Raw genomic sequence first — 26506 nt, forward strand, 5'->3', positions numbered from 1 at the left:
AGCTCGACCTCCCGATCGGCGACCTCGACGCCGAGATCGAGGGACCGTGGGTCGTGATCGTGTGGAACGACCCCGTCAACCTCATGTCCTACGTGACCTTCGTCCTCCAGAAGCTGTTCGGGTACAGCGAGGAGAAGGCCACCCAGCTGATGCTCGACGTGCACCACAAGGGTCGGGCCGTCGTCTCGAGCGGCAGCCGCGAGAAGGCCGAGCTCGACGTGTTCCGGCTCCACGAGCACGGCCTCTGGGCCACCATGCAGCAGGACTGACGTGGGGCGCGACGGGGGGTTCGGGTTCTTCGACGAGCGGTGGGTGCGCCCCGCCGCCGACGACCGCTACGAGCTCGCGATCCCGAGCGGCGTGCAGGCGATGGTCCTCGACCTCATCGCCCGCCTCGACGAGCTGCTCCACAGCGACGCCGACGTGATCCGCCGCGTGTTCCCCACCGCCTACCCCGACGACCCCGAGCGGGAGGCCGGCTTCCAGGCCCTCGTGCGCGGCGAGCTGATCGACCGCCACCTCGCCGCCGCGCAGGTCATCGCCGACACGATCCGCGAGCCCACCCTCGACGAGGCGCAGCTCACGTCGTGGATGACCGCGCTCAACGCCGTGCGACTCATCCTCGGCACCGCGCTCGACGTGCAGGACGACGAGCCGATGCAGGTCGACCTCGACAGCGAGGAGGGTCCGGCGCAGATGGCGTACCAGGTGCTCAGCGAGCTGGTCGACGACATCGTGACCGCGCTGCGGACCCGCCTCTGAGCCGACCTCAGCCCACGTCGCGCCGGCAGGAGAGCAGCGCGTCCATCAGCGTGTCCTGCACCTGGCCGACCACCCGAGGCGGCGGAGCCGGTGCCACCAGCGCCTTCACCGGGACCGCCACCAGCAGCTCGTCCCAGACGCACACGCCCACCTCGGGCTCGAACCCCTGGTCGACGACCCCGTAGATCACGAACGACCGCGTGGCCGGTAGGGCGAGCGCCTCCATCGGATCGACGACGATGCCCATGTCGCTGCCCGGACCGGGGTCGCACGACGTGACGTCGAACCGCTCGCCGCGGCGCACCGCCTCGGCGAGGCTCCGCTCCGGCGCGGCGGCCACCCAGTCCGACAGCGCGGCATCGAGGACGTCGGCACTGGTGGCGTCCCGCGTCGCCGCGACGATGCGGGTGCAGAGGTCGCCCTCGAGGTCACGGCTGGTGACGAAGGCGTCGCCGGCCCAGGCGTCGGTGGCGTGGAGAGCGGCGACGGGGTCGATGCGCGCCGCGAGCATCAGGTAGAGCGAGATGGCGCCGAGCTCGCCTTCGTCGATCACGACCGCGCCGTCGGCGACCGCCGGCGGCTCGACATCGACCCGCTCGAACCGGTCGAGGTGGGCGACGACGTCGAACAGCGCCAGCTCGCTCGTGGGCGGTCACGCAGCAGGTCGTCGACCGCCGCCCAGCCGCCCTCGGCCTGGACGATGCCGACCAGCGGCTCGCCGAGGACGTAGGACGCCCCCATCGACGCCACCAGCACCCCGGGGATCTCCTCGGCGAACGCCGCGTCGGCCTGCGCCATCGCCGTCTCCTCGTAGGCGGTGAGGTCGCCCTCGGAGAGCTGGGCGACGTAGCGGGACTCGACGAGGCTGGCATCGCCCTCGACCACGGCTCGGAACGCCGCCGCCTCACCGCTGTCCTCCATGTCGCCGAGCCGGCCGAGGTCGACGTGCTGGTCCTGCAGCGCGTGGACGAGCTCGTGCACGAGGGTCGCCTCGAGGTTGACGTCCACCTCCGTGCCCCGGACGACGACCCGGTCGGTCAGCGGGTCGTAGAACGCCAGCGTCCCCGTGTCGTTGAGGTCGTCGAACGCACCGCCCAGGTCGACGTCGCCCTCGAGGAGCCCGAGGCTGCGCAGCATGCTCGCGGCCTCGTACATCTCGTCCATGCCCTCCTCGCCCTCGACCTCCATGCCTCCGCCGGCACGGGTGACCTCGCTGTACTCCTCGGGCGTCAGGAAGTCGATGTGGACCGGGTGGTCGAACCGCAGCTCCCGCTCCTCCTCCACGAACGCCACCAGGTCGACCACGCGCGGGTCCCACTCGTCGGGGTGGTCGGGACCGCCGTCGGACACGAACGAGTAGGCGGCGACTCCACCGACGAGCACGACCGCGACGACCGCAGCGATGCGCGCCACCCGGCGGCGGAGCAGGTCCTCCGCCGACGGTCCCCCCGCGGGGGTCGCCGACACCACCGGCGGGGGCGGCGGCGGGGCGGACGTCGGCATCACGCCGGGCACCGTAGACGGCGGCCCGACGGCCCCCGTGACCGGCTGGCGGCGGGCCCCGCGCGCACTGCTACAGTGACGGCGCCCTCACACGAGAGCGAGCCCCCATCGTCCAGCGGCCTAGGACGCCTCCCTTTCAAGGAGGTAACACGGGTTCGAATCCCGTTGGGGGTGCGGCCCAGCCACCCCTCGGGGACGCTGGTTCGAGGTCCCGTGGTGCAGTTTGGAGTGCACGCCGGCCTGTCAAGCCGGAGGTCGCGGGTTCAAATCCCGTCGGGACCGCCACAGACCTCGCCGCCCTCCGGGGCGGCGAGGGACGTTTCCCGCCCTCTACGGTGGGTGGGGCACGGTCGAGTAGCTCAGTTGGCAGAGCGTCCGCCTGAAAAGCGGAAGGTCACCGGATCGACGCCGGTCTCGACCACCAGACAAGAGCCCAGGTCAGAGCCCTACCGGCTCTGACCTGGTGTCGTTTTCCGTGGCGGTTCCGGCCCAGCCGTGCGACATACGTGCAACATCGAGCTGCGCTGTCGCGATGAGCCGGGTCAGCGCTCGAGTGCAGCTAGATCTCACGTCCTCGCACATAGGCACACTTGGGTCGGCTTTCCGACCAAAGCTGTGGCTTGGGCGTATTGATGCACCCCGGGATTGCTGCAGGTTCGGTTGACGGTGGTTGAGACAGGTCATGCTGCGACGTGAGCCTCGGCGGGTGTGAAGGCGAGCTCGAACTCGACGGGGGTGAGTTTGCCGAGAGCACGTTGTCGGCGTCGACGGTTGTAGCGATGCTCGATCCAGAACGAGATGGCGTAGGCGAGCTCGCCGCGGGTCCGCCAGCGGCGCTGATCGAAAACGTTGCGCTGCAAGAGCGCGAAGAACGACTCCATGGCCGCGTTGTCCCCGGCCGAGGCGACGCGACCCATCGACCCGGTGAGCCCCGTCGCGTTGAGCACGGCGCGGAATGCTCGAGATCGGAACTGACCGCCGCGGTCGGAGTGAACCACGACGGTCTGGGTGGGTTCGCGTCGGGCGATCGCGGTCTTCAACGCGCCGGTCGCGAGCTGGGCGGTCATGCGGTCGCCGATGGCGTAGCCGACGATCCGGTTGGAGAACACGTCTTTGATCGCGCAGCAGTAGAGCTTGCCCTCGACGGTGGGGTGCTCGGTGATGTCGGTCAACCAGACCTGGTCGGGTCGCTCAGCGGTGAAGTTCCGCTGCACGAGATCGTCGTGCACGGCCGGGCCGGGGCGCTTGGCGGACCGGCCCTTGCGCACGGTGGTCGACCACAGGCGCTGCTCACGGCACAGCCGCCACACCCGCCGCTCACCGACCCGATGTCCGGCGTGTTCGAGCTCATCGGCGAGGAACCGATACCCGAACGTCGGGTCCTCGGCGTGGAGATCGACAAGCGCGTTGATGAGGTGGGCGTCGTCGAGGTCGCGGTCCGAGCACGGCCGGGAACGCCACTTGTAGAACGCCTGGGCCGAAAAGCCGAGCACCCCGCAGGTCAACCGCACCGGGATCCCCTCGGCGGCCAGTTCTTGGACCAGCGGGTAGCTCATTTTGGGAGCTGGTCCTTGGCGAAGTACGCCGCCGCACGGCGCAGGATCTCGTTCTCCATCTCCAGCCGGCGTTTCTCGCGGCGCAGCTGCACCAGCTCGGACTGCTCCGCGGTCGTGAGACCGTCGCGGACGCCGTCGTCGACGTCGGCCTGGCGCATCCAGCGCCGCACCGACTCGACCGAGATGTCGAAATCGGCCGCGACCTCGTTCAGGGTCAGATCACCCCGGCGCGCGACGCGCACCACGTCACGCTTGAACTCGGGAGGGAACTTCTTGGGCATCGGAACATCCTTCCCGCCCGACCACGCCGGGCGAAAGAGATGTCAACCAAACCGGCGCTTCGCGTTTCAGCGGGGAGTGACGGTGGCGAGTAGCGCCCAGTTGGGGCGGCCGGCGTAGAGCAGGGCGCGGACGCGGTAGTGGGCGAAGCGGCGGAACCCGAAGGCCACCCGCTTGACCCTCTTGATGAGGTTGTTGATCGCCTCGGTCGGCCCGTTGGACACGCGAGCCCGGTGCCAGGCGGCGATCTGGTGGCGCCACTTGGTGATGGTGCGGCCGAGCTGGCGGACCTCGGGCGGGCAGGACTCGTCTTGGAGGTCGTGGCCGAGCCGATCGATGAACTCGGCAGCGACGGTGGGGTCGTCGATGTCGTAGATGCCGCGCACGGTCTCCTTGGCGTGCCACGCGGTGCGGACCTCGCCTCGGGGGTCACCGGCGTCGAGCAGTCCCAACAGCTTCTCTCTGCCCTTGTCGTCGAGGCGTTCGTCGGCTCGGGTCAACAGCCGCCTGGATCGGTAGAGCGGGTCGTCCTTGCGGCCCCGATGCCCCAGGGTGTCCTGCTGGACGCGGCGGCGGACCTCGTCGAGGCGCTGGTTGGCGAGCTTGATGAGATGGAACGGGTCGGCGACCTGGCCGGCGTCGGGCAGCATCGTGTCGAACGCGAGGCGCCACGGCCCCGACAGGTCCAGCACCGCCCAGGCGATCGCGTCACGCCATGTGACGGGCATGGCCGCCAACCACGCGCACAGCCCCGCCGAGGAGCGCCCTTCGATCACGTCGAGCAGCTGGCCCGAGGTGACATCGGTGATCGAGGTCGACCACGCCTGGGTCCGCCATCGACCCAGCCGGGCGAACAGCACCTCATCGACCCCGAGCGCCGCCACCGCGCCGACCCGTGTCTGGTCGGCGTCGAGCAGCGCGGTCCCGTAGGCGATCACGGCGTCGTTGATCGCGTGCCAGTCCGCGCCGAGCTCAGCCGCGACATCGGACACGGCCCGGCCGTTGCGGCCGACCTGGCGGGTCGCCCACCGCCCAGCCCGGTCGGTCACCGACAACCGCGGCGCGGCGATCCGCGGGTCCTCATGGGTCCACGACCCCTGCCGGCACCACCGCCTCGGACAGCAGAACCGGTGCTTGCGCCACCGCAACGTCACCGGGCGGCCGAAGCAGGTGAGATCGACCAGCTCGACCACCGGCCGGTCCTTGACCCACGCCCGCTCCCCGCAGTTCGGACAGACCGGCGCGTCCACGATCGACTCGACGGTGATCTCGAGCCGGCCGACCAGCGGCTCGACCACCTCGAGGACCTTCACAGCGCCAAGACCGACAAGAAGCTCGCACGCGCGCGTAGCGTTGAACACAGCAGGGGCACCTCGGACTCGACGACGTCAGACATCGCCAAGTTCGCAGGGCCCCTGCTACGCGTCAGGGACCCTCACACCCCGCTCATCCGCGAAGCGCCCCCAAACCTGCAGCAATCCCCACCGGACTCATCGCATGGAGCGAGTTGCCGGTCGTTGGTCGATGGGTCCGAGCCGGTCAGGACCTCCTCGACGACAATGCGACGCCAGGGGACGGGCTAGTCGGCGCTACCCTCTACGCGACAGGGAAGTTCTTCGGCGTGACAACTTGTATCGTTGCGTGGATTGGCTTCACGGGGGGCATCGGGACGCCGGGGGCGGCGGCTTGTTGGGTAGCCGGGTCGGCCACCGGTAGGGCATTCGAGTCGGTTCTGTAGCGCAGCGGAGGTAGCTGTGAAGCGCGACAACGAGAAGGAAGTAATGACAAAAGCGGCGGAGCGAATCCTGCGCTGGAGCTTTCTCACGCCTTTGCTCATCTTCGCAGTAGTCATAGTCGTCCTCATCGTCGCCAGTCTCTGATGGCGCTCTGCCCTTGACCTGCGGTTGACCCCTGAGCGTGGACACCCGATTCTGGCGTGAGGCCAGAGGAAGGAGTGCCCTGGATGGGGCGTCCGTCGAAGTACCCGCCGGAGTTCCGGCGCGAAGCGGTCGAGTTGGTGAGGACCAGTGATCGGCCGAGGGTGGAGATCGCCCGGTCGGTTGGGGATCAGCGACTCGACCCTGGCGAACTGGATGGCCGCGGAGCGCGATCGCGAGCGTCGCGGGGCGGATCCTGATGCGTTGTCGGAGTCCGAGCGCGAGGAGCCGGCCCGGCTGCGCAAGGAGAACATCGAGCTGCGCACCGATCGAGAGATCCTGCGCAAGGCAGCCGCCTATTTCGCCAAGGAGACGACACGGTGAGCCGCTTCCGTTTCGTCGATGACCACCGGGACCTCTATGAGGTGAAGCGGCTCTGTGCTCTGGTCGAAGTGTCGCGGTCGGTGGAGTTCGGTCAACGGGAACGCGAGCGCTCGTGGCTGCTAAGGCTGCCGGGGTGGGAACCGCCGCGACGGTCGCCGCCGCACCGCTAATCGTGCTGGGCTTTGGTGTTGCGGCGTACCGAGTTTACCCGCCTACGATTCGTGCTCATGAAGATCACGCCCAATCGGAGCTTCCTAATGGCCTTTCTGGGAAGCCTGCTCCTTTTCGTCGTGGTCAGTGCGGTCGCTATCGAAGCAAGCGCTCCTGCGTGGGTCGCTTCGGTCGCGTTCTTCTTGCTGTGCCTCGTTCTTGTAGCGGCAATCGTGAGGCGTGTTCCGGGTCCTGAGCCTCCCAATGAGTGAACTGTAGGCGGTCAGCCGCTGATTGGATGTCCGAAGGTTGGGTGTATCGGTAAGCCGCACTGGCGGCATGTGCATTGCGAGAGCGGCAGCGATCTCTGGCGGATGGCTAACCCTGGTTGGCGGTAGGGTCTGTCAGGGAGTGGCCATGTTTGCATCAGCAGGGACGACCGCGCTTCTCCAGTCGACGCTCTGATCGAAAGGACCAAGCTCGATGTGGGCGTTCCTATCGCAATTGTTGCTAGAGGGCGTCGCTCGGCTGCGATTTCGATGGGCGGTACTCGGATTCCTCGTGATCGCGGCGTTGGTGGCACTGCTCTACGCTGCGGCGTAGCCGACCTTTCCCGGGTGGCGGGGCGGGACAGTAGCGGGCGTGGCGGAACGCTAGCCATGATGCCTGCCAGACGGGGAGAGGATCAGCGACGGCGGAGGACCGGGCCGACGAGCGGGTCAGCCTGAGGTCGTGGCGTCCGCACACTCCGAGCTGGACGAGGCCAGGGCCGCGGCGTTCGAGGTGTCCACCGAAGCGGGCCACGGTCACTGCGCGGCAGCAGCTGAGTTCGTCAGGTGATTCAGCGACGGTGATCGTGGCGGTTGGGCTTTCGGCTGCGCGCCGCTCTGCTGCGTGGAACACATACGGAACCAACCGCCCGGCGACGGCGTCAACGCCGTTCTCCTGTCGCTCACAACCCAACCCTTGAGACGGCACACCGAAATCGCGGCCTCCGGATTCATCTTCGGAAGATCTGGCCCGCTCGTCGGCCTAGTGAAGGCATGGAGCGACAGACGAGTGCATTGGGGCGACCACGACCCATTGCACGACGCGGACGGCGGTGGGTGGGGTGATGCGGGTGACGACGTTGAAGGCGTCGACCGCAGCTGGACTGGGCGGACTGCTCGCGTACTACGCGGGTCTCGCCGAGGACCGCCAACGACCGGGGCTGGGTCGCGGCCCGGTGGACTACTACCTCGACCCGAACGAACCGCCGGGGCGGTGGGGAGGCGGAGGACTCGCCGGGCTGGGTGTGTCGGGTGAGGTGACCGGCGAGCAGCTCCGGGCGATCCTCGAGGGCTACCACCCTGTGACGAACGAGCAGCTGGGTCGGGCCTTCGGTGACTCGTCGGCACGTGGGTTCGATGCGACGTTCTCGGCGCCGAAGTCGGTGTCCGCGCTGTGGGCGTTGTCGCCGGACCCGTGGATCCGCGCCGAGGTCCTCGCCGCCCACGACGCCGCAGTCGACGCCGCGCTCGGCTGGTTCGAACGACACGGCGCGGTGACCCGCCGCGGCCGCGACGGTGTCCTCCAGGTCGATACCCGAGGGATCGCGGTGGCGACCTTCCGCCAACACACGTCCCGCGCGATGGATCCCCAGCTGCACACCCACGCCGTGATCGTCGCCAAGGTGCAGGACCCCGCCGGGAAGTGGTTGTCGCTCGATGCGCGGTTCTTGAAGTACCAGCAGCGCACCATCGGCTGGATCTACGACGCCGCCCTGCGCGCCGAGCTCACCCGCCGGCTCGCCATCGGATGGGAACCCACCGCCGACGGCCCGTCGGACATGACCTGTGTCCCCGCGTCGGTGCGCGACCTGTTGTCGCAACGTTCCGGGCAGGTCGCCGACAAGCTCGACGAGCTGATCCGCCGCTGGTCAACCGAACACGACGGCGCCGATCCCGACCCGCGGACCATCGCGACCCTCGAGCGAACAGCTGCCGTGGCCTCTCGGCCGGCCAAGGCAAACGGCACGGACGCCGCAGCACTGCACGACACCTGGCGGCACCAGGCCCGCACGGTCGGGTTCGACCCCGACCAGCTCAGGTTCGATCTGCTTCCCGGACCCGAACCCGCCCGCCGGCTCTCCGACGACCAGCTCGTGGACGAGGCGCTGCGGCGAGTCGTCGACGAACAATCGACCTGGCTCGGAGCTGACGTCGCCCGCCATCTCTCCCTAATCATCCCGCCGGACGGTGGGCGCGCCGCCGATGTGACAGGACGCATCGACGCCCTCGCCGCACGAGCCATGGACCGCTGTGTCGAGCTCGGACCGGACCGCACGCGAGGTCCTCGAAGGAAGGATGGTCGCGCGGTCCGGGAGCACGTCACGGATCGCCGGCTCACCACCACCGACGTGCTCGACCAGGAAACCCGTCTCCAGCAGTGGGCCACCCACGGCACCGGCCACGTCCCATCAGCTCCGGGCCTTGACGCTCAGGAACGCGCTGCTGCTGCGATCGCCGGCGACGACCGCCTGGTCCTCGTCGTCGGCCCGGCCGGGGCAGGCAAGACAAGCGCCACCGCCTACGCCGTCCGGCGACTTCGAGCAGAGGGTCGACCGGTGGTCGGCCTCGCTCCATCGGGCAAGGCCGCCGACGTTCTCCGCACGGAGGCCGGCTGCCCGACCGACACCCTCGCCGGGTTCCACACCCGCCACTCGCACGGTCAGCCATCGGTGTGGCCGACGGGCACGACGGTGATCGTCGACGAAGCCGGCATGGCCCGCACCGACGACCTCGCACAACTCGTCGACCTCGCCGAGCGCCACCGCTGGCGGCTCGTTGCCGTCGGCGATCCCGCCCAACTGCCTGCGGTGGGTCGCGGTGGCGTGTTCGCCCACTGGTGCAACACCCTCCCGCACCACAGTCTCGACACACCACGCCGGTTCACCGAGGAGTGGGAGGCCGACGCCAGCCTCGCCCTCCGCGACGGCGACCCCAGGGCCGCCGAGGCCTACGCCGCCCACCGGCGGCTCGACACGATCCATCCCGCCCTGGTGGCAGCGGCCGTGGCGGACGTCCACCAGGCACAGGTGAATCGAGGCCGGACCGTCGCCGTCACGACCAACACCGCCGACATGGCCCGCGCCCTCAACACCGAGATCCAGCGGCGACTCGACCGCCACGACCCCCATCGACACCGCAGCGCCCGGCGGACACTCGCGGACGGCACCTGCGTCGTCGTCGGCGACACCGTCGCGACAAGGCGCAACGACCCGGCACTGCTGACCGACCGCGGCGAGCAGGTCCGGAACCGCCACACCTGGACCGTCACAGCCCTCACTGCCGACGGGGCGCTCACCGTCGCGCATCCGGACCGCGGCACGGTCACCCTTCCCGCCGGCTACGTCGAAGGTCACGTCGAGCTCGGATGGGCCGTCACCGGCTACGGCAACCAAGGCGACACCGTCGACATCGGCCTCGCCGTCCTCGAACCCGGCACCACCCGCAACCACGCCTACGTCGCTCTCACCCGCGGCCGACACGACAACAGCGCCTGGATCACCGACCCCACCGGAACCCTCGACCCCGCCGATGCCCTCACCACCATGATCGAACGCACACCCCACGGCGACTCAGCCCTCGCCCTCCGTCGACAGCTCCACCGAGCCGCCAGACGAGAAGCACCCGAGCTCGAGGACGTTCTCCTCGAGCGGACGCCGAGCCGTCAAGACCAACGGACTCCGACGGCCGCGGCTCCGGACGTCACAGGGCAGCTCGACGAGCGCGTCGCCGCGATGCGGGCTCGACTCGACCAGCTGCAGGGCGAAGCTCAGCGAGAAACACCGGGCCTCGACCGCGGGCTCAGGAGGTGAGCCCGTCACGACCGCCTTCGTAGACGGCGTCGAGCTGATTCGTCAGGCGTGCCGAGAGCGACGGGTACAGATGGCCGTAGCGATCGGCTGTCACCGCGATCGTCGAGTGGCCGAGACGCTCCTTGACGACGAGGAGGTGCGCTCCCTGGGCGATCATCAGCGCCGCCGCCGTGTGGCGGAGGTCGTGGAAGCGGGTCCGCTGCTCGAGCCCGGCCCGTCCGACGGCCGGCTTGAAGAAGCGACGGTAGAAGTTCGTGTGTCGCAACGAGCCGCCGGATGGGGACGTGAAGAACGGCGCAGCCGGGTCCGATGGACGACTCGCTCGATGGGCGGCCATCTCGTCGGCGAGCGCCGCCGGCAGATCGACACGGCGACGGCTGTAGGTCTTCGGCGGCCCGTAGACCAACTGTCCATGGACCTCCTCCACCGACTCGGCCACCTCCACCCATGAGCCGTCGGACGCGACTCGGCCGACTCGCAGTGCCGCGACCTCACCCGCGCGCAGTCCGCTGAAGGCAGCGAAGCGGACGAGCAAGCCGTATGAGGGCCAGTGCTGGAGCGGGTGGCTCGCGGGCCGCGGTGGATTCGCGACTGCGTCGGCGAGAGCGAAGACCTGCTCGACGGTGAGGAACACCATCTCCGTCCGCGAGCCTCGTGGCACCCTCAGTCCGTCGGCGGGGTTGCGATGGATCGCGTCCTCCCGCAACGCCTCCTGCAACACGAGACGCAAGATCTTGCGGGCCTCGCCGATCGTGCCCGCCGCGAGTCCCTTGGACCTCAGGTCATCGACGAACGACCTGCAGTCCCGGTAGGTGATCGATCCGATGGGCCGATCCTCGAACACCGGCATCACGTGGTTGCGCAGGCACGACTCGTAGCTGACCTCGGTCTTGGGCTTCACGTGGAGCCCGGTGAGCCACCCTGCCGCCCATTCGCCGAACGGTCGTTGGCTCAGCTCGCGATCCAGGAGGACTCCACGCGAGCGGTCCGTCTCGACCTTGGCGAGCCAGAGTCCGGCGTCGGCCTTCGTCGTGAACGTCGACGGCCCGTTCACGCGCCGACCCGTGAACTCGTCGATGTAGGAGGCGTGCCACCTCCCCGACGGAAGCTTGCGAATGCTTCCGAACCCTCTGCGCGCCACGACCAGACCTCCGACTCGGCGGATGAATGGCCGGCCAGGGCGCGGGCCGGCGACGCAGACCCTCAGGCTACGACGGGCGAGGGTTCAGGCCGACCAACTTCCTCGGCGCGCCGACTCGAGCCACCGGTCGATCTCGTCGGGATCGAAGCGAAGGAGGTGGCCCCACTTCAGGAAGGGGATCCGCCGCTCCGCGACGAGCCGGCGGATGTGCCGCTCGTTCACGCCGAGTCGCTCGGCGACAGCGGGAAGGTCGATCAGTGCATGGTGGGGTTCGGGTCGGGTCGTCACGATGGTCCTCCAGTCGCCAGCGTTCACCCCACTAGGCCGCCGACGACCGCAGAACTTCCCCACAAACAGCGGAGAAGCGCGCCTCAGTCCCACATCGGCCACGATGAGAGCGTGGCGGAACCCTCGAAGTCCCAAGTGAACAAGGCCGGACGGGTACTACGCCGATGGGCCAGGGGAGAGCTCATGAGCGTCTCCCCGGAAGAGCACGAGCGCGCTCTTGCTGTCCTACTCGCCCACCGTGCCGCCCATCGGCTGCCCCTAACCAAGGCAACAATGGGCTTGCGCTCAGTCGTGAAGACCGAGCATTGCGTGGTGGAGGTCTCCCAGAGATTGAAGCGCGTACCCACGATCATCGAGAAGCTCACCGTCCGAGAGCCGACGATGCAGCTCGCCAACATGCAGGACATTGGTGGGTGCCGCGCCGTCCTCGACTCCATCGACGAGGTACGCCGCGTCCAGCGCCGCCTCTCGAAGAACCGCCCGCCGCTGCGAGTGTCCGACTACATCTCTGAGTCCCGGCGGTCCGGTTACCGAGGGGTCCACGTCGTCGTTCAGTACGACGGCCGCCCCATCGAGGTGCAGCTCCGCACCCAGGTCATGCACGAATGGGCCATCACCGTCGAGCGGTTGGGGGGACGGCTCGGGGAGGACCTCAAGAGCGGGTACGGGCCTCCCGAGGTTCTAGACCTTCTCGGGGGCATCTCCGAGGTCATGGCCATCGAGGAGCAAGGGGGAGTCGTCCCCACCGAAGCGCTCACTAGACTGAGTTCCTTGCGCGAGGCAGCACTACCGTTCCTGGGAGGAGGCCACCGATGACCGATCGAATCCAGCATTTCCTGCTCGTGTTCGACCACCAGGCGGGCAGTCTGATCCAGACCCGGGAGTACGGCGAGGACGCCGACGCTGCCATTGCTGCGTACGCCGCGACCGAAGCCGAGTTCGGCGACCGCAAGGACATCGAGGTTGTCCTCATCGGCTCGGACTCCTTCGAGACTGTCAAGCGGACCCACGCGAACTACTTCGACGGCTCCGTGTCGGTGTCGAAGTACCTCGCCGGCATCTGATCCCACAGCGTCGACACCGTCGGCCCGGGCCTCCCGCCACGTGCGTGCAACATACGTGCAACATCGGGCGGAGAACTGCGGTCGATCGCGGTCACTAGCGGTAAACGAAAACGACCGCTGACCTGCGACGACGCGAATCTCGCCAGGTCAGAGAATCGCCCGACACGAACTGAAAAGCGGAAGGTCACCGGATCGACGCCGGTCTCGACCACCAGACAGCGAGGCCGGGCCCCGGGTCCGGCCTCCTGCGCGTCCCGACCCGCATACGCGCTCGGCCCGGCCGCTCTCGGCCGCTCTGCCCGGCCCGACCGCTCGGACGCTTCTGGGTACCGATCGCGACGCATTGCGCACCGATCCGTACCCAGAACGGCGCCGGTCCGCCCGCTTGCGACATCACTGCGGCGGCGCGAACGGTGAGGTCCGGTCAGGGGCGGCGAGGTGGTCCGTCGCTCGTCGACGCGTGCACGATCTCGCCGTCGACGTGGACCGTCATCGCGTCCGTCATCGCCGCGGGTTCCTCCAGCGCTCCCAGGAACTCGGCATCCTCGTACCAGCAGACGACCGCGGGGACATCGCTCCCCTCAGTGCGCTCCCCGAGCAGGTGCGCCACCTCCCCGACCGTGGTGTCGAAGCCGGCGACGAGGGTGCCACCGACGACGCGCATCCCTGTGGCCACCGCGGGACACACCTGCTGCGCGAGCGGATCCACCGAGGACGACGCGATGGCCAGCCGGTAGATGGCGCCGTCGGCGAGCGGGACGGTGGGGACGTTCCCCGACCCCCCAGCAGTGGCGCCACCCCAGACGATGACCTCGTCGCCGGTCCACACGGCGACGTGGCCAACGCGATCGAGGTCGATCGGCGCGCCGGGGAGGGACTGCCAGCGGTGTGCCCCCTCATCGGTGGCCTGCGCCGCCGGCACGGAGCGCAGACCGCCCTCCGTCCCGTCGAGCTCGAGTCCGCCCAGCACCAACGTGCCGTCCCGGACGGCCACGACCATGGCCTGGTGGTCCCCGTCCGTCGGACCGGCGCTCGGGCTCGCCACCGCAGACCAACGACCGTTCGTGGGATCGAGGCGGTAGGCCACGCGCGCCAGCTGCCCGTCGTCGGAGCTGGCGACGCCGACCAGGGTGCCGTCCGAGGCGAGCTCTCCCCAGATCCCTGCCGTCGCTGCGCCGAACGGCAGCTCCGTCGGCATCTCGAGGAGGGTCACCTCGCCGGTGCCCGGCTCGAGGAGGAAGCCCATCGGAGCCTGCCGGTCGATCGGCCCGCCGCGGAGCACCGCGGCTCGGCCGTCGACGTCGTCGGCGCCTCCGATCGGCGGGAAGCCAGCGAGCGCACCGCTGTTCGGCACGTCCAGTGGCTCGGACCAGTCGCCGCTGGCGGGGTCGACCGTGGCCCACCCGACGGCGTCCGTCTCGGGGCGCCATCCGACGACGGCGAGGACGTTCCCCGTCGTGGTGACCGTCTCGACCCCTTGGAACGGCGTCCGTCCGACCATCCGCCACGCGTCGACCAGGGGGTCGTAGGCGACGAGGTCGACCAGCGGGGCCGACTCGTCGGTCGCGACGGCGAAGTACGCCACCCCGTCCACGACGGCGCCGTCCACGTCGTACGACATCGATGTGCCTGGCTGCCCCACGGGAACACCGGTGCGACGAACGGGCTCGAACGGGACGTCGGCGATCGTGCGCCACTCGTCGGTCGAAGGGTCGTAGGCCGCTCCATCGACCAGCTCCACGTTGTCGACGTCGTAGCCACCCCAGACGAGCAGCTCGTCGCCGGTCCAGAGTGTGACCGGCTCGAACCTCGGGGCGAGTGGGGCGTCGGCCATCCCCCTCCACTCGCCGCGCGCGGCGGCGACCGGGGCCGCGGCCCCTCCCGTCCACAAGATCGCGGCAGCACCGACGATCAGGAGGAGCACCGCCACGGCCGCCAGCACGTAGGCGCTGCGTGGGGCCTGCGGCTCCGGCCGCTCGGCGGCGTACGGAACCGTCGCGTCCTGGATGGGAGCCGGAGCGGGCCACGACGCGATCTCCTTCAGCGCCTCGCGCACCCCGTCGTCGGTCGAGAGGTCGATCACGTCATCTCCTTCCTGATCGCGGCCAGCCCTCTCGCGGCGAGCGACCGCACCGTGGCGGGACGACAACCCAGGGTTGCTGCGATCTCGTCGTCAGCGAGGTCCTCGACGTAGCGCAGGACGAGGACGGTGCGCTGTCGCTCGGGGAGGTCCAACAGCAGGTCCCGCAGCTCGACGAGCTGGACGGGTGCGTCGGGCGGCGCAGGGTCGGGCCGACGCCTGGCGGCCGTCTGTCGCCGGCGATGGACGCCGAGCGTCCCGTTCACGACTGCTCGTCGCACGTACGGCCCGGGGTTCCGGACCGACGCCCCGCGCCGCGCCGTGGCCATGAACGCCTCCTGCACGATCTCCTCCGCCTCGGCGGAGCTGCCGAGGAGCATCGTGGCCAACCGACACAGCGCATCGAAGCGATGGCGGTACTCGTCCACGAGGGCGACCGGCCAGGCGCCGGTGCCGGCGGCCGGCGCCGAGATCGATCGTGGGCTCCCGCTGTCCATCAGCCCTTTGACGCGCCAGGTGCCCGTCCCGTTGCATGCGCCACCCGAACCGCGTCGTACATCACAGGTGTGCATCGGCCTCGCTGCGCGTCCCGGCGCTCGAACGCTCCTAGGACGCTTCTGGGTACCGATCCCGTCGCACAGCGCGCCGATCCGTACCCAGAACGACCGCACCCCCTGGCGGCGAGCCGCCTCCCTCGCTCGCGTCACTCGCGGTTCGGGGGAAGGTCGGTCGGTGCAGGGGTTGGTCGTCGTCCTAGCTCATCGAGATCTGTGTCTCTCCGGCATCAGCAGCTGATCGTGACCACGTTGCTGATCGCCGCGTACTTTTCGCCGTCCCAGGCCTCGAGCACGACCGTGTAGGTGCCCGGTCGGAAGTAGCGGTAGCGCGTGTCGCTCAGAGCGTTTCGTCCGAGGACCCTGAAGCCGTCGAGATCGCGGACGCTCCAGGTGAGGCCGTGGGGCGGATCGGCGATCTCGGGCCGGATGACGCCGCAGCCGTCGGTGTGGACGACCAACTTCACCTCGGGCAGCTCGTCGGGCTGCATGGGCGAGTCGAAGAGGTCGACGACGTCGTGACCCGGCGCGAGCGACACGCTGCCCTCAGGGAGAGTGAGGTCGAGATCCGGCGCGGGGTCCCACGAGCCGCTCGGGTCACCGTCGAGCGACCGAGCCGTGAGGAACCCGAGCCCGAATGCGATGACAGCGACTCCGCCGAGCCACAAGGATCGGAGCCGCAGCCCGTCGCCGCTCGCCGATGCGTCGCCGTGATCGTGCGCCATCTGATTCCTCGCGGTTCCGCCGGGGGTGGAGTCACGTTCGCGACCAACCCATCGGCGGACGCAGCCGTGTCATGAGTCGCGCCATGGCCGGTCTCAGCGCGGGCCGATGGACGACTCGTCACCCGGACGCTTCTGGGTACCGACCGCGTCGCTCAGCGCGCCGATCCGTACCCAGAACGGCGCCGGCGCCCGGGCAGCACCGCGCACGGGCGCGACGGTGCCCGGACCTCGCGGCCCGGGCACCGTGGCGACAGAAGGTGTGGCCCCGCTAGAGCGTGCGGCGACCTCGCATGCCGAGCACGGCGCTCACGACGAGCAGCACGAGCCCGATGATGAGGACCCACATGAGGCCCTCGACGAAGAGGCCGACGCCACCGAAGATCAGGGCGAGGATGAGCAGAAGGACCACGAGTCCCATCAGGAACCCTCCTTGGCTAGCGGACCTCGCTCCCCTACCCCCCACGGTGTCATCACCACACCTGCACACGGATGTCCGGCAGGATGGGCGCATGGGGCGGAGCGCAGCATCGAGGGTCCTCGCGGTCGTGGCGCTGGTGGCACTCGCGCTCGGGCCGTCGGCCGCGTGCGGGTCGTGCGATGTGGCGTGCGGCGAGCCTCGGCCCGCCGAGGAGGTGCGGGTCCTCACCGCCGAGGTGCTCGAGGTCGACGACGGCAACGGCCTGGTGCGCGTGCGGTCCGAGGACGGGGCCGAGCGCGAGTTCCGGGTCCGCGGCCGTCTGGCGGTGCTCGACGAGGGCACGTCGTACCGCTTCCCGGTCGACGACGGCTGGACGGCGCTCCCCGACCCGTGCGACTGCGGCGGCCCCTACGTGACCGACCTCGACGGCGACGTCGTCGACACCGCCTACCTCGCCTCGTGGCGCGACCTCGACGTCGTGCGCATCGCCCTCGTCGTCAGCGCGGTCGCGATCGCCGCCATCGCCTCCTGGGGCTTGGCCCGACGTCGACGTGGCCTGCCCCTCTGACCGACGACGTCAGCCGTCGGCGCTGCACGCGTCGATCGCGACCTCGTCGCCGGCGGCGGCCGCATCGGACCGGTCCCGACCGGGCACGCGCAGGGCCACCGCCTCGACGGCGCGGCGGTGCGCGAAGCCGAGCGCCTCGTAGAGGCGGATCGCCCCGACGTTGTCGGCCGAGGCGTGCAGGAACACCCCGTCGCCCGCCTCCTCCGCGCGGGCCACGACGTGGCGCACCAGCCGGGTGCCGAGCCCCTGGCCCCGCACCTCCGGGGCGGTGCACACGGCGCTGATCTCGACCTGACCCGGCAGCCGCATGCGGTGGCCGGCCACCGCCACCAGCCGCCCGGCGCCGTCCCGGAGGCCGACGTAGCCACCGAGCTCCATCGTCCTCGCGCCGAACGGCCCCGGCCGGGTGGCGGCGACCAGGTCGAGCACCTCCTCCAGGTCGGCGCCACCCATCTCGACGGCATCGGCGTCGAGCGACGGCACGACGCGGACGGCCACCATCTGGCGGACGGGGATCGTGCGGATGCGCTCCCATCCGAGCGGCTCACGGACGGCGTCACGGAAGAGCGTCGCCGTGCCGCCGGCGCCGACGAGGAGGGCGAGCGCCGCCCAGTCGTCCGGCGTGGGTTCGTCGGGCAGGCCCGCGAAGATCGACACGTCCGGGAGGTAGCGGCGGGCACGGCCGGACACCTCGGCCAACGTCGCGTGCGCCCCGCCGAGCGCGTGCCACACCGGGTTGTCGAGCGGGTCGCGCGGCCCGCTCACCGTCGCCGCCAACGGGGAACGGCCAACGACGCGCCCCATCCGGCGACGGCGAGCAGCGGCGTCGACAGCAGCAGCAGGCTCCCGAGGTGGGGCAGCGGGCTCCAGGCGAGCAGGGAGTCGAGCCGGGCGCCGACCGAGTCCCCGCCCCAGTACCCGACGAGCATCGACCACGAGAGCACGACGTGGAACACCACGCCCACGCCGGCGAGAGCGGCGAGGACCCACGCGTGCCAGCGCTCCCCCACCCACCCCCACACCGCGACCGCGGCCAACGCCGCGAGCGGGACGAGCAGCGAGTAGAGGTACCGGCCCTGGAGGGCGGCCAGCTCGCCGCTGCGCAGGTACTGAGCGAGGTTCGTCCGCAGCATGAGGGCCACCTGCGCCACGCACAGCAGGGTGAGGAGCAGCACGCCCGCCCGGCGACGACCCTTCCACAGCGCCGCGAGGACGACGAGCGCCATCACGACCGTCAGGCCGTTGGTGATCCAGGGGTCGAGCATCACCCCGGTCCGCGTCGCCGGACGCCCCCAGAACGTGCCGCTCACCCGGTCGAACCAGTTCTCGGCGAACCGCCACAGCGGCTTCTCCACGTCGGGGAACACCCGGCGCACGACGCCGCTCGGCTGCGGATCGCCGAAGCGCACGAGGTTGGTGATGTGCCACGCCGCGCCGATCACCGAGACCGAGCCTGCGAGGACGACGTTCCGCACCGCCTCCCGCCGCCGGCCCTGGCGCCACGCGCGCAGCGCCACGACGGCCACGACGACGCCGACCCACGGGATCAGCGTGACCCCGGTCGACTTCGACAGGGCGGCGATCGCGCCGCCGGCGGCGGCAACCACCGCCGACCGCGCGGTGCCGTCGCGCAGGTGGGCGAGCGCGCCGACGACGGCGATGGCGCTGCCGAGCATCATCGTCGTGTCGTTGTTCACGACCGATCCGATGAAGGTGTGCATCGGCGACAGCAGCATCACCGCCGCGGCCGACGCGGCGGCGGTCCGCCCGACCCCGAGCACCAACGCCGCGCTCGACGCGAGCAGCGGCAGCGCGGCGACGAGCGCGACCGAGTGCATCCGGTACAGCCACACCTCGCGATCCCAGGACCAGGCCTCGGCCGGGGTCAGCAGGGTGACGACGCGTGCGGAGGCTCCGACGGCCGCGTAGTGCAGCGGGGGGTGCTGGGACAGCTGGTTCGTCGCCCGTGGCACCTCGTCGGTGCGCACGACGACCTCCTGCGCCAGCTCGCCGAAGGTCGGTCGGTCCGGTCGGGGCACCGCGTCGGCGAAGGGCATGGGCGGCCGGTAGCGCAGGTCGGGGTCGACGGAGGGTCCGGCGAGCGAGCCCACGCCCCGGATCTCGTCGGTCGGCACCACGCGCTCCGACGGGTCGACGTACCCGAGGTCGGAGCGCAGGACCATGTCCACCTGGTAGCGCTCGTCCGGACCCCGGAACGGCGGCACGAGGATCGTGAAGACCAGGCCGAAGGTGAGGTTGACCAGCGTGATCCACCACACCGCCGAGTGGTGGCGGGCGGCCCACCGGCGGGCGCGCAGCACGCGTCCGCCCTCGTCCGTCGGGGTCACGTCGTCGATGCCGAGGACCCTACCTGCCGTCCCGCGGGGCCTCGTCAGGTCATGCGCCGGTGACCGCGCGCCAGACGCGCTCGGGGGTGAGCGGCATGTCGACGTGGCGGACGCCGAGGTGGGAGAGCGCGTCGATGACGGCGTTCTGGACCGCCGGCGGGCCGCCGATCGTGCCAGACTCGGCGATGCCCTTGAAGCCGAGCGGGTTGTTCGGCGACGGGGTCTCCATGAGCTCCGACTCGAAGGTCGGGAGGTCTGCCGCGCTCGGCAGCATGTAGTCGCCGAAGCTCGACGTCAGCGGCGTGCCGTGCTCGTCGTAGACGAACTCCTCCTGGAGCGCCTGCGCGATGCCCTGGGCCAGTCCGCCGTGCACCTGCCCCTCGGCGAGCATCGGGTTGAGGATGGTCCCGGCGTCGTCGACGGTGACGATGCGGGCCAGCTCGACGGCCCCGGTCGCCACGTCCACCTCGACCACGGCCACGTAGGCGCCGAAGGGGAACGTCGGCCCCTCCCCGGCGAAGTCGGACTCGCAGCGCAGCGCGCTCGACCCGTCCGCCGGGCCCTCGGCGGCGACGCGCTCGGCCACCGCCCGCCAGTCGACGGTGGCCGCCGACGGGGAGCCGGCGACGTGGAACGCCCCGCGGTCGAGGTCGAGCACGACGTCGGCGGGCGCCGCCTCGAGGAGGTCGGCGGCCAGCTGGCGGGCTCGGTCGACGAGCTCCTCGGTCGCCTGGACGACGGCGGTGCCGGCCTTCTGCGCCGAGCGCGACCCGCCGGTGATGCCGCCGCGGGGCACGACGTCGGTGTCGCCGTGCACCACCTGGATGCGGTCGAGCGGCAGGCCCGTGCGGTCGGCGACCAACGTGGCCCAGGCCGTGTGGTGGCCCTGCCCGTAGGGCGACGACCCCGTCAGGACGAGCACGCCGCCGTCGGGACGCAGCTCGACAGAGCCGTACTCCGAGCCCGGCACACCGGCCGTCCGGTCGATGAAGACCGAGCAGCCGACGCCGAGCAGGCGCTCCTCCCCCGCCTCGATGCGCCGCCGTTGCTCGACCCGCAGGTCGTCGATCGCCACCGCTGCGAGCGCCCGGTCGAGCGCCGTGACGTAGTCGCCGCTGTCGTAGGACAGGCCGGTGGGGCTCGACCACGGGAACTCGTCGGGGCCGATCAGGTTCCGGCGCCGCACCTCGATCGGGTCCATCCCCACCTCGGCCGCGAACACGTCGACCGCGCGGTCGACCAGCGCCGCGGCCTCCGGCCGTCCCGCGCCCCGGTAGGCCGTGGTCGGCGTCGTGTTCGTGACCACGCTGCGGAACCGAGCCCGCACGTGCTCGACCCGGTAGGGGCCGGGCAGCAGCGTCGAGGCGTTGACGACGAGGTTGGGGCCGACGAGCGGGTAGGCACCGGCGTCGCCCACGATGTCGGCCTCGAGGCAGCGGATCGTGCCGTCGCGGTCGCCACCGATGCGCACGGACTGGCGCTGCGCACGGGAGTGGCCGAGCCCCACCATGTCCTGGGAGCGGTCCGGGGTGAAGCGCACCGGTCGGCCGGCCCGCCGGGCGAGGAACGGCAGCAGCAGCTCCTCGGGGTAGGCCCGGCCCTTGGCCCCGAAGCTGCCACCGACGTCCCGGGTGACCACCCGCACCTGTGAGCGGTCGAGCCCGTACACGGCGGCCAGCTGGTTCCGCACCGGGTGCGCGCCCTGGCAGCTGGCGTAGAAGGTGAACCGGTCGTCGGCCGTCCACTCCGCCGCCGCGACCCGGGTCTCGATCGGGCAGGGGGCGAGGCGCTGGTTCACGAACGTCGCCTCGGCGACGACCTCGCACTCGTCGAAGGGGAGCGGCCCCTCGGCGCCCTTCGTGCCGTCGTTGACCTGGTTGGTGCCGGCATCGGGGAACAGCAGCACCTCGCCCCCGAGCGCGGCCTCGACGCCGACCACCTCGGGCAGCGGATCGAGGTCGACGACGACGAGCTCGGCCGCGTCCTCGAGGGCCGCCGCGGACTCGGCGACGATCGCCACGATCGGCTCGCCGACGAAGCGCACGACGCCGGTGGCGAGCAGCGGGCGGGCCATCGCCTCCGGGTAGTCGGGGCTGACCGGCGGCGCGGGGCCGAGGTCGACGTCGGCGGCCGTCACCACGTCCACGACGCCGGGCGCCCGGCGCGCCTCGTCGACGTCGACCGACACGATCCGGCCGTGGGCCAGGGTCGACGTGACGTAGCCGACGTGCAGGGCACCGGGGAGGTCGACGTTCGCGACGTAGGTCGACTCGCCGCGGAGCAGGTGGGGGTCCTCGACGCGGAGGACCTTCGTGCCGAAGAGCGCCATGGTCGGGACGGTACCGCCCCGCCGGCCCGTCGCCCCCGGGGACCGGGCCTCAGGCCTCCGCGAGCGCCTCGCGGTAGGAGAGCCAGTGGCCGGCCTCGAAGTCGTAGAGCTTGCACACCCGGGTGTTGGCGATGAAGTCCCGGAAGCGCAGCTTCTCGTCGTGCACCGTGTCGGGAAACGCCTCCTTGATGGCCTCGGCGGCGAGCTCGAGCCGGTACATCGGGATGCGCACGTCCACGTGGTGGGGGATGTGGACCATGATCCAGTGGAAGAACAGGTTCAGCCCCGGCGCGGCGCGCAGGATCGTGGTGCCCTCCATCTGGCCCTTGAACTTCGTCCACTCGCGGCGCGGCCACCAGCGGATGTCCGGCGCGATGTGGTGGACGTGGACGACCGACCCGATGATGAACTGGAACGCCAGGAACGGGACGACGACGACCTTCACCGGCGTCCACACGGCGGCGAGCAGCGATCCCCCGTCGACCCAACCGAACGCCGCCGTGGCGGCGACCACCACCACGAACCAGGACCAGACCAGCCTGCGGTCGCGGTGGATCGGCTCGACGAAGCGCTTGGGCACCTCGCCCACCATCATCCGGTTCCACCAGACCTCGCGGGTGTAGTAGGCGCCGGCGCCGAGCCACGACCACTCGAACCGGTGGCGCAGGCGCTGGAACCGGCTCATCGCCCGGTACTGCTCGGCGGTGTACGGGTGCCAGACGAAGTCGAAGCCCTGCCGCACCGTGTACTGGTGGTGCACGCGGTTGTGGCCGAGGATCCACCCCTCGTAGACGTGGAACGACGGCAGCATCGCGAGGCGCCCGACGACGCCGTTCAGCCGCTTGCTGGCGAACAGCGCGCCGTGGGCGGCGTCGTGGCCGACGACGAACAGGCCGGAGATCGCCAGGCCGGCGAGGACCCACAGCGGGACGACGACGAGCGGGTGGTTCGTGAGCAGCAGGCCGGCGACGGCCGCGGCGTACACGGCGAGGTCGCGGAGGACGTAGGCGAGGCCTCGCCACGTCGGGTTGTCGTAGGCCTCGGGCGGGATGGCGCGGATCACCGGCAGGAGGGAGCCGGCGCCCTCCCGACCCTCCCTGGTGGTCGAGCCGTCGTCGGTCTCGGGGGCAGCAGCGGCGAGCGTCAACTCGTCGTCCTCTCGTCGTGCGGACGGTGGGGAGGGGTTCGGACACAGCCTACCTACCGGTAGGTAGGCACCGTCAAGAGTGCCCTGCGGCCGTGCGGGGCAGGCGTCGTCTGATAGACGGAGCAGTCGACGGGGACGTCCACCCGTCGGCACGGACGACGGAGAGGAGGGAGCAGCGTGAGCGACCTGCGCATCGACGAGCTCGTCCGCGACGGCGACACCGCCCCCCTCGTCGCGTGGCTCCGCGACTCCACCGTGCTCGAGATCGTCGACGAGCTCACCCGCCTCGACCCCGAGGACACCGCCGTCGCCTTCCGCCTCCTCCCCCGCGACCGGGCGCTCGACGTGTTCGAGGCGCTCGAGCCCGTCGACCAGCAGCAGGTCCTCGACGGCCTCCGGGCCGACCGGGTCCGCAGCCTCATCGAAGCGCTCGACCCCGACGACCGGGCCCGCCTGTTCGACGAGATGCCGGCCAAGGTCGTCAACCGCCTCCTCGCCCAGCTGAGCCCGGACGAGCGGGCGCTCACCACCGTCCTCCTCGGGTACCCGGAGCAGTCGGCCGGGCGCCTGATGAGCCCCGAGTTCGTCTCGTTGCGGGCGTCGATGACCGCAGCGGAGGCCATCGACAAGATCCGCCACGAGGGCCTCGACGCCGAGACCGTCTACGCCCTGCCGGTGCTCGACGACCACCGGCACCTCATCGGCATCCTCGGCCTGCGCGCCCTCGTGCTCGCCCCGCCGTCGGCCCGGGTCGGCGAGCTGATGACCACCGACATCCACCAGGTCACGACCGACGTCGACCAGGAGGTCGCCGCCCGGCTCGTGCGCGAAGCCGGACTCATCGCCCTGCCCGTCGTCGACTCCGAGGCCCGATTGGTCGGCGTCATCACCGTCGACGACGCCCTCCGGGTGCTCGAGGACGAGGAGACCGAGGACTTCGCCCTCGCCGGTGGCGCCAGCCCGCTGCGGACCACCTACCTCGCTGCGAGCGCGCTCGGCGTCGCCCGGGTGCGGGCGCTGTGGCTCCTCCTCCTCATCGTGGCCGCCGCCCTCACCGTCAACGTCCTGCAGATCTTCGAGTCCACCCTCGACGAGGTCGTGACGTTGGCACTGTTCATCCCGCTCGTCACCGGCACCGGCGGCAACTCGGGCGCCCAGGCGTCAACCGCCGTCATCCGCGCCATGGCGATCGGCGAGGTCCGACTGGGCGACCTGCCGCGCATCGTCTGGAGGGAGGCTCGCGTCGGTCTGCTCCTCGGGCTGATGCTCTCGGCCGCGGCGGCGGTGCCCGTGTCGCTCCTCTACGGCGGCGACATCGGCCTGGTCATCATGTTCACGCTGATCCTCGTGTGCACCTGGGCCACGACGGCCGGATCGGCCCTGCCGCTGTTCGCCCGCCGGGCCGGCGTCGACCCCGCCGTGGTGTCGGCCCCGCTCATCACGACGCTCGTCGACGCGTCCGGCCTGGTCATCTACTTCGTCGTCGCCAAGCTGGTCCTCAGCCTCTGACGTCGGCCCCTCGCGGGGGCGATCGCGCCCACCCGCTGGCGACATCGCCCCCACGCCGCCCTCGCGGGGGCGATCGCGACCACCCGCTGGCGAGATCACCCCCGCGGCGCCGCCCGCACGGTCACGCCGTACGGGGCGACCAGCCACGCAGCACGAGCACCTCGCCGACGTCGGCCACCGCCTCCGCCAGGCGGGTCTCCACGTCGATCTTCGGGATGCGCAACGAGATCCATCCCATCGCCGCCAGCTTCCGGTCGCGTCGCTTGTCGCGCGCCGCCTCTCGCTCCCCGTCGTGCCAGAACGGGTGGTCGACCTCGACGGCGACGCGGTGGTCGGGCCACGCCAGATCGATGACGATGGGCGACCCGTCCGCCAGGCGGAACGGCATGTTGAGGATGGGCTGAGGCAGCCCCGCCGCGGCGACGCCGGTGCGCACCTCCATCTCGAGCACCGACCGCGCGACGCCCCGCAGGTCTCTGCGCGATGCCAGGACCGCTTCGAACCGGAGCGCGCCCGGCCTGTCCGGATGACGGAGCCGACTGAGGGTCGACATGATCGTCGGCATCGTGCAGAGCCCCATCGACAGGGCGTGTTCGACCGAGCTCGCCGACGCGTCGACGGGCAGCAGCGCCGCGCTGTCGAAGAGCGTCCTCGGAGGGCTGGTGAGGCGCACGCCGTCGGATCGGCGCCCGGCGAGGTCGACCGGATCGATCCGACGGCACCGGTGCACACGGACGCGCGGATCGCGAGCCACCGCTGGCGTCATGGCGTGGGGAACCAGGACGTGGACGACCGGGTCGGACATGCCGCGCAGACCCCACTGCGCGCCAGCGGTGGTGAACCCGATGGCGGCCCAGGGATGGAGCTGGCAGATCGCCGACATCAGCTGGGGACGAGCGACCTCGACGTCGGCGGACACGAACGCCCCCGGCCAGAGGCGCCTCAGCCGACCGGACCGAACGAGGTGCCCGACCGAGCTCGAGGCGAAGCCGAGCTCCAGCAACCGGAACCGGGTGACGACGCCGTGATGCGTGCGCAACCACGATCCGAGCTCCGGCGGCCGCGGATCTCCCATGGGACCTCCCTCCATCGCACATCGACACGGAGGAAGGTGGCCGCACCGTAGCGATGGCATCGACCCGCGTCGAGGGTCCCACGCCTCGTGGCGTCCGCGGGGGCGATCGCGCCAGCCCGTGGGCGACATCGCCCCCGCGACCCGGTGCTGGGGGCGATCGCGCCAGGACGTTGGCGACATCGCCCCCGCGACCCGTGGGGCCGGGGGACGGGCGAGCGGCAGGCGCGGGTCAGGCGAGGGTCTCGACGAGGAGGACGACGCCGAACAGGGCGAAGAACGCCGCCGACAACAGGCCCGTCACCCTGGGGTCGAGGCGGGTGCCGAGCCAGCGGCCCACCAGCACCGCCAGGCCGCCGGACGCGGTGATGCCGAGGGTGGCGCCGATCCACGCGCCGAGGGCTCCCCGCTCGGCGGCGATCGTCGCCGTGGCGAGCATCGACTTGTCGCCGATCTCGGCCACGACCATCGCCCCGACGATGCCGCCGACGACCGCGAGCGACGAGCGAGCCCGGCCCGACCGGGACAGGGCGGCCTCGACGTCGGCCAGCTCCTCCTCCACCTCCTCCGACGGGTCCTCGCCCCGCAGCGCCTCGACCGCTGTCCACACGGCGAAGGCGAGGAACACGACCGCGCCGCCGATCCCGAGGGCGGTGGTGGGCAGTGCCGCGCCGAGCGCCCCGCCGAGGAGCGCGGCCAGGCCCTGGGTGATGGCGTAGGCGGCGCCGATGCCGACGACGACCACGCCGAGCGGGTACCTGGCGGCCAGCCCGAGCGCGACGAGCTGGGTCTTGTCGCCGAGCTCGGCGAGGAAGACGACGGCGAAGGCGAGGAGAACGGCGTCCATGTGGTGGGGAACCTCCCGGATGGGGTGCCACCGGGTGGAGGGACGG

25 protein-coding genes and 3 tRNA genes are annotated in these 26506 nt (G+C 71.0%); 12 read left to right on the forward strand and 16 right to left on the reverse strand.

Annotated elements, in window-relative coordinates; translation table 11 throughout:
- Window positions 1–14: 14 nt before the first annotated feature.
- Both clpS and GH723_RS17420 read left to right on the forward strand, forming a co-directional pair.
- Window positions 15–269: an ATP-dependent Clp protease adapter ClpS gene (gene clpS, locus GH723_RS17415; RefSeq protein WP_407650252.1), complete on the forward strand. Its 255-nt coding sequence runs from the start codon at window positions 15–17 to the stop codon at window positions 267–269.
- Between the two features lies 1 nt (window position 270).
- Window positions 271–762, forward strand: a complete 492-nt coding sequence (locus GH723_RS17420) for a DUF2017 family protein (protein ID WP_153760837.1) — start codon at window positions 271–273, stop codon at window positions 760–762.
- Between the two features lie 7 nt (window positions 763–769).
- Here the strand turns inward: GH723_RS17420 and GH723_RS17425 are convergent, their stop codons facing one another.
- The gene (locus GH723_RS17425; protein ID WP_153760838.1) at window positions 770–1315 is read right to left on the reverse strand and encodes a hypothetical protein; all 546 of its coding nucleotides are present in this window, start codon (window positions 1313–1315) and stop codon (window positions 770–772) included.
- On the reverse strand, window positions 1312–2265 hold the full coding sequence (locus GH723_RS17430) for a DUF6782 family putative metallopeptidase (protein WP_324248604.1): 954 nt from the start codon (window positions 2263–2265) through the stop codon (window positions 1312–1314). The genes GH723_RS17425 and GH723_RS17430 overlap by 4 nt, the downstream gene beginning before the upstream one ends.
- Window positions 2266–2366: 101 nt before the next feature.
- On the opposite strand from GH723_RS17430, the gene GH723_RS17435 reads away from it, so the two are divergent.
- From GH723_RS17435 to GH723_RS17445, 3 genes are all read left to right on the forward strand, one after another.
- A tRNA-Glu gene (locus GH723_RS17435) sits at window positions 2367–2439 on the forward strand.
- Window positions 2440–2472: 33 nt separating this feature from the next.
- A tRNA-Asp gene (locus GH723_RS17440) sits at window positions 2473–2550 on the forward strand.
- A gap of 63 nt (window positions 2551–2613) precedes the next feature.
- Window positions 2614–2689, forward strand: a tRNA-Phe gene (locus GH723_RS17445).
- A gap of 256 nt (window positions 2690–2945) precedes the next feature.
- Here the strand turns inward: GH723_RS17445 and GH723_RS17450 are convergent.
- Both GH723_RS17450 and GH723_RS17455 read right to left on the reverse strand, forming a co-directional pair.
- Window positions 2946–4102, reverse strand: a protein-coding gene (locus GH723_RS17450) for an IS3 family transposase (RefSeq protein ID WP_153760840.1) whose coding sequence is annotated in 2 segments (ribosomal slippage) — window positions 2946–3829 and window positions 3829–4102 — 1158 coding nt in all. Because the reading frame shifts where the segments join, the coding sequence is not laid out codon by codon here.
- Window positions 4103–4168: 66 nt separating this feature from the next.
- On the reverse strand, window positions 4169–5413 hold the full coding sequence (locus GH723_RS17455; protein WP_195210338.1) for an ISL3 family transposase: 1245 nt from the start codon (window positions 5411–5413) through the stop codon (window positions 4169–4171).
- Window positions 5414–5854: 441 nt separating this feature from the next.
- Between GH723_RS17455 and GH723_RS19090 the strand changes: the two genes are divergently transcribed.
- The 3 genes from GH723_RS19090 to mobF all read left to right on the forward strand — a co-directional run bounded on the left by GH723_RS19090 (window position 5855) and on the right by mobF (window position 10370).
- The gene (locus tag GH723_RS19090) at window positions 5855–5980 is read left to right on the forward strand and encodes a hypothetical protein (RefSeq protein WP_267471324.1); all 126 of its coding nucleotides are present in this window, start codon (window positions 5855–5857) and stop codon (window positions 5978–5980) included.
- A gap of 213 nt (window positions 5981–6193) precedes the next feature.
- Window positions 6194–6361, forward strand: coding sequence for a transposase (locus tag GH723_RS17460; protein WP_153760841.1), 168 nt, complete (start codon window positions 6194–6196; stop codon window positions 6359–6361).
- A gap of 1270 nt (window positions 6362–7631) precedes the next feature.
- Window positions 7632–10370 carry a MobF family relaxase gene (gene mobF, locus GH723_RS17465; RefSeq protein ID WP_195210400.1) on the forward strand — a complete coding sequence of 913 codons (2739 nt, stop codon included), beginning with the start codon at window positions 7632–7634 and terminating at the stop codon, window positions 10368–10370.
- Here the strand turns inward: mobF and GH723_RS17470 are convergent.
- The gene (locus tag GH723_RS17470; protein ID WP_153760843.1) at window positions 10360–11424 is read right to left on the reverse strand and encodes a tyrosine-type recombinase/integrase; all 1065 of its coding nucleotides are present in this window, start codon (window positions 11422–11424) and stop codon (window positions 10360–10362) included. The genes mobF and GH723_RS17470 overlap by 11 nt on opposite strands.
- Window positions 11425–11595: 171 nt before the next feature.
- Window positions 11596–11799, reverse strand: coding sequence for a helix-turn-helix domain-containing protein (locus GH723_RS17475; protein ID WP_229022912.1), 204 nt, complete (start codon window positions 11797–11799; stop codon window positions 11596–11598).
- Window positions 11800–11982: 183 nt separating this feature from the next.
- Between GH723_RS17475 and GH723_RS17480 the strand changes: the two genes are divergently transcribed.
- Window positions 11983–12615, forward strand: coding sequence for a RelA/SpoT domain-containing protein (locus GH723_RS17480; RefSeq protein ID WP_195210401.1), 633 nt, complete (start codon window positions 11983–11985; stop codon window positions 12613–12615).
- A complete protein-coding gene (locus tag GH723_RS17485) occupies window positions 12612–12863 on the forward strand; it encodes a hypothetical protein (RefSeq protein ID WP_153760845.1) in 252 nt (83 codons plus the stop codon). The genes GH723_RS17480 and GH723_RS17485 overlap by 4 nt, the downstream gene beginning before the upstream one ends.
- 424 nt (window positions 12864–13287) lie before the next feature.
- Here the strand turns inward: GH723_RS17485 and GH723_RS17490 are convergent, their stop codons facing one another.
- The 4 genes from GH723_RS17490 to GH723_RS18580 form a co-directional block, all read right to left on the reverse strand.
- On the reverse strand, window positions 13288–14946 hold the full coding sequence (locus GH723_RS17490; protein WP_153760846.1) for a Kelch repeat-containing protein: 1659 nt from the start codon (window positions 14944–14946) through the stop codon (window positions 13288–13290).
- Window positions 14943–15440 carry an RNA polymerase sigma factor gene (locus tag GH723_RS17495; protein WP_195210402.1) on the reverse strand — a complete coding sequence of 166 codons (498 nt, stop codon included), beginning with the start codon at window positions 15438–15440 and terminating at the stop codon, window positions 14943–14945. The genes GH723_RS17490 and GH723_RS17495 overlap by 4 nt, the downstream gene beginning before the upstream one ends.
- 287 nt (window positions 15441–15727) lie before the next feature.
- Complete coding sequence (locus GH723_RS17500; protein WP_153760848.1) at window positions 15728–16222, reverse strand: hypothetical protein; 495 nt, start codon at window positions 16220–16222, stop codon at window positions 15728–15730.
- 268 nt (window positions 16223–16490) lie between these two features.
- On the reverse strand, window positions 16491–16640 hold the full coding sequence (locus GH723_RS18580; RefSeq protein WP_195210403.1) for a hypothetical protein: 150 nt from the start codon (window positions 16638–16640) through the stop codon (window positions 16491–16493).
- Window positions 16641–16731: 91 nt separating this feature from the next.
- Between GH723_RS18580 and GH723_RS17505 the strand changes: the two genes are divergently transcribed.
- Window positions 16732–17208, forward strand: coding sequence for a hypothetical protein (locus tag GH723_RS17505; RefSeq protein WP_153760849.1), 477 nt, complete (start codon window positions 16732–16734; stop codon window positions 17206–17208).
- A 9-nt stretch (window positions 17209–17217) separates the two neighbouring features.
- On the opposite strand, the gene GH723_RS17510 is transcribed toward GH723_RS17505, so the two are convergent.
- From GH723_RS17510 to GH723_RS17525, 4 genes are read right to left on the reverse strand one after another with little or no spacing between them, the layout of a single operon-like run.
- A complete protein-coding gene (locus GH723_RS17510; protein ID WP_229022913.1) occupies window positions 17218–17973 on the reverse strand; it encodes a GNAT family N-acetyltransferase in 756 nt (251 codons plus the stop codon).
- Window positions 17970–19556, reverse strand: coding sequence for a phospholipid carrier-dependent glycosyltransferase (locus tag GH723_RS17515; RefSeq protein ID WP_153760851.1), 1587 nt, complete (start codon window positions 19554–19556; stop codon window positions 17970–17972). Before GH723_RS17515 ends, GH723_RS17510 begins: the two co-directional genes overlap by 4 nt.
- A gap of 49 nt (window positions 19557–19605) precedes the next feature.
- A complete protein-coding gene (locus GH723_RS17520; RefSeq protein ID WP_153760852.1) occupies window positions 19606–21885 on the reverse strand; it encodes a xanthine dehydrogenase family protein molybdopterin-binding subunit in 2280 nt (759 codons plus the stop codon).
- Window positions 21886–21934: 49 nt separating this feature from the next.
- Window positions 21935–23032, reverse strand: coding sequence for a fatty acid desaturase (locus GH723_RS17525; protein ID WP_195210404.1), 1098 nt, complete (start codon window positions 23030–23032; stop codon window positions 21935–21937).
- Between the two features lie 177 nt (window positions 23033–23209).
- On the opposite strand from GH723_RS17525, the gene mgtE reads away from it, so the two are divergent.
- Complete coding sequence (gene mgtE / locus GH723_RS17530; protein ID WP_153760854.1) at window positions 23210–24541, forward strand: magnesium transporter; 1332 nt, start codon at window positions 23210–23212, stop codon at window positions 24539–24541.
- Between the two features lie 121 nt (window positions 24542–24662).
- On the opposite strand, the gene GH723_RS17535 is transcribed toward mgtE, so the two are convergent.
- Window positions 24663–25616 carry a hypothetical protein gene (locus tag GH723_RS17535; RefSeq protein WP_153760855.1) on the reverse strand — a complete coding sequence of 318 codons (954 nt, stop codon included), beginning with the start codon at window positions 25614–25616 and terminating at the stop codon, window positions 24663–24665.
- A 229-nt stretch (window positions 25617–25845) separates the two neighbouring features.
- On the reverse strand, window positions 25846–26460 hold the full coding sequence (locus GH723_RS17540; protein ID WP_153760856.1) for a TMEM165/GDT1 family protein: 615 nt from the start codon (window positions 26458–26460) through the stop codon (window positions 25846–25848).
- Between the last annotated feature and the right edge of the window lie 46 nt (window positions 26461–26506).

The sequence above is a fragment of the Actinomarinicola tropica genome (assembly GCF_009650215.1).
In the GTDB taxonomy this organism is placed as follows: Bacteria; Actinomycetota; Acidimicrobiia; order Acidimicrobiales; family SKKL01; genus Actinomarinicola; species Actinomarinicola tropica.

Bases quoted from the DNA above. Each gene is read 5' to 3' on its own strand.
- GH723_RS18580 (WP_195210403.1), bottom strand. From the start codon at position 16,640: ATGGGACTCGTGGTCCTTCTGCTCATCCTCGCCCTGATCTTCGGTGGC.
- GH723_RS17535 (WP_153760855.1), bottom strand. From the start codon at position 25,616: ATGGGAGATCCGCGGCCGCCGGAGCTCGGATCGTGGTTGCGCACGCAT.
- GH723_RS17460 (WP_153760841.1), top strand. From the start codon at position 6,194: ATGGCCGCGGAGCGCGATCGCGAGCGTCGCGGGGCGGATCCTGATGCG.
- GH723_RS17495 (WP_195210402.1), bottom strand. From the start codon at position 15,440: ATGGACAGCGGGAGCCCACGATCGATCTCGGCGCCGGCCGCCGGCACC.
- GH723_RS17520 (WP_153760852.1), bottom strand. From the start codon at position 21,885: ATGGCGCTCTTCGGCACGAAGGTCCTCCGCGTCGAGGACCCCCACCTG.
- GH723_RS17430 (WP_324248604.1), bottom strand. From the start codon at position 2,265: ATGCCGACGTCCGCCCCGCCGCCGCCCCCGCCGGTGGTGTCGGCGACC.
- GH723_RS17540 (WP_153760856.1), bottom strand. From the start codon at position 26,460: ATGGACGCCGTTCTCCTCGCCTTCGCCGTCGTCTTCCTCGCCGAGCTC.
- GH723_RS17485 (WP_153760845.1), top strand. From the start codon at position 12,612: ATGACCGATCGAATCCAGCATTTCCTGCTCGTGTTCGACCACCAGGCG.
- GH723_RS17505 (WP_153760849.1), top strand. From the start codon at position 16,732: ATGGGGCGGAGCGCAGCATCGAGGGTCCTCGCGGTCGTGGCGCTGGTG.
- GH723_RS17480 (WP_195210401.1), top strand. From the start codon at position 11,983: ATGAGCGTCTCCCCGGAAGAGCACGAGCGCGCTCTTGCTGTCCTACTC.
- GH723_RS17500 (WP_153760848.1), bottom strand. From the start codon at position 16,222: ATGGCGCACGATCACGGCGACGCATCGGCGAGCGGCGACGGGCTGCGG.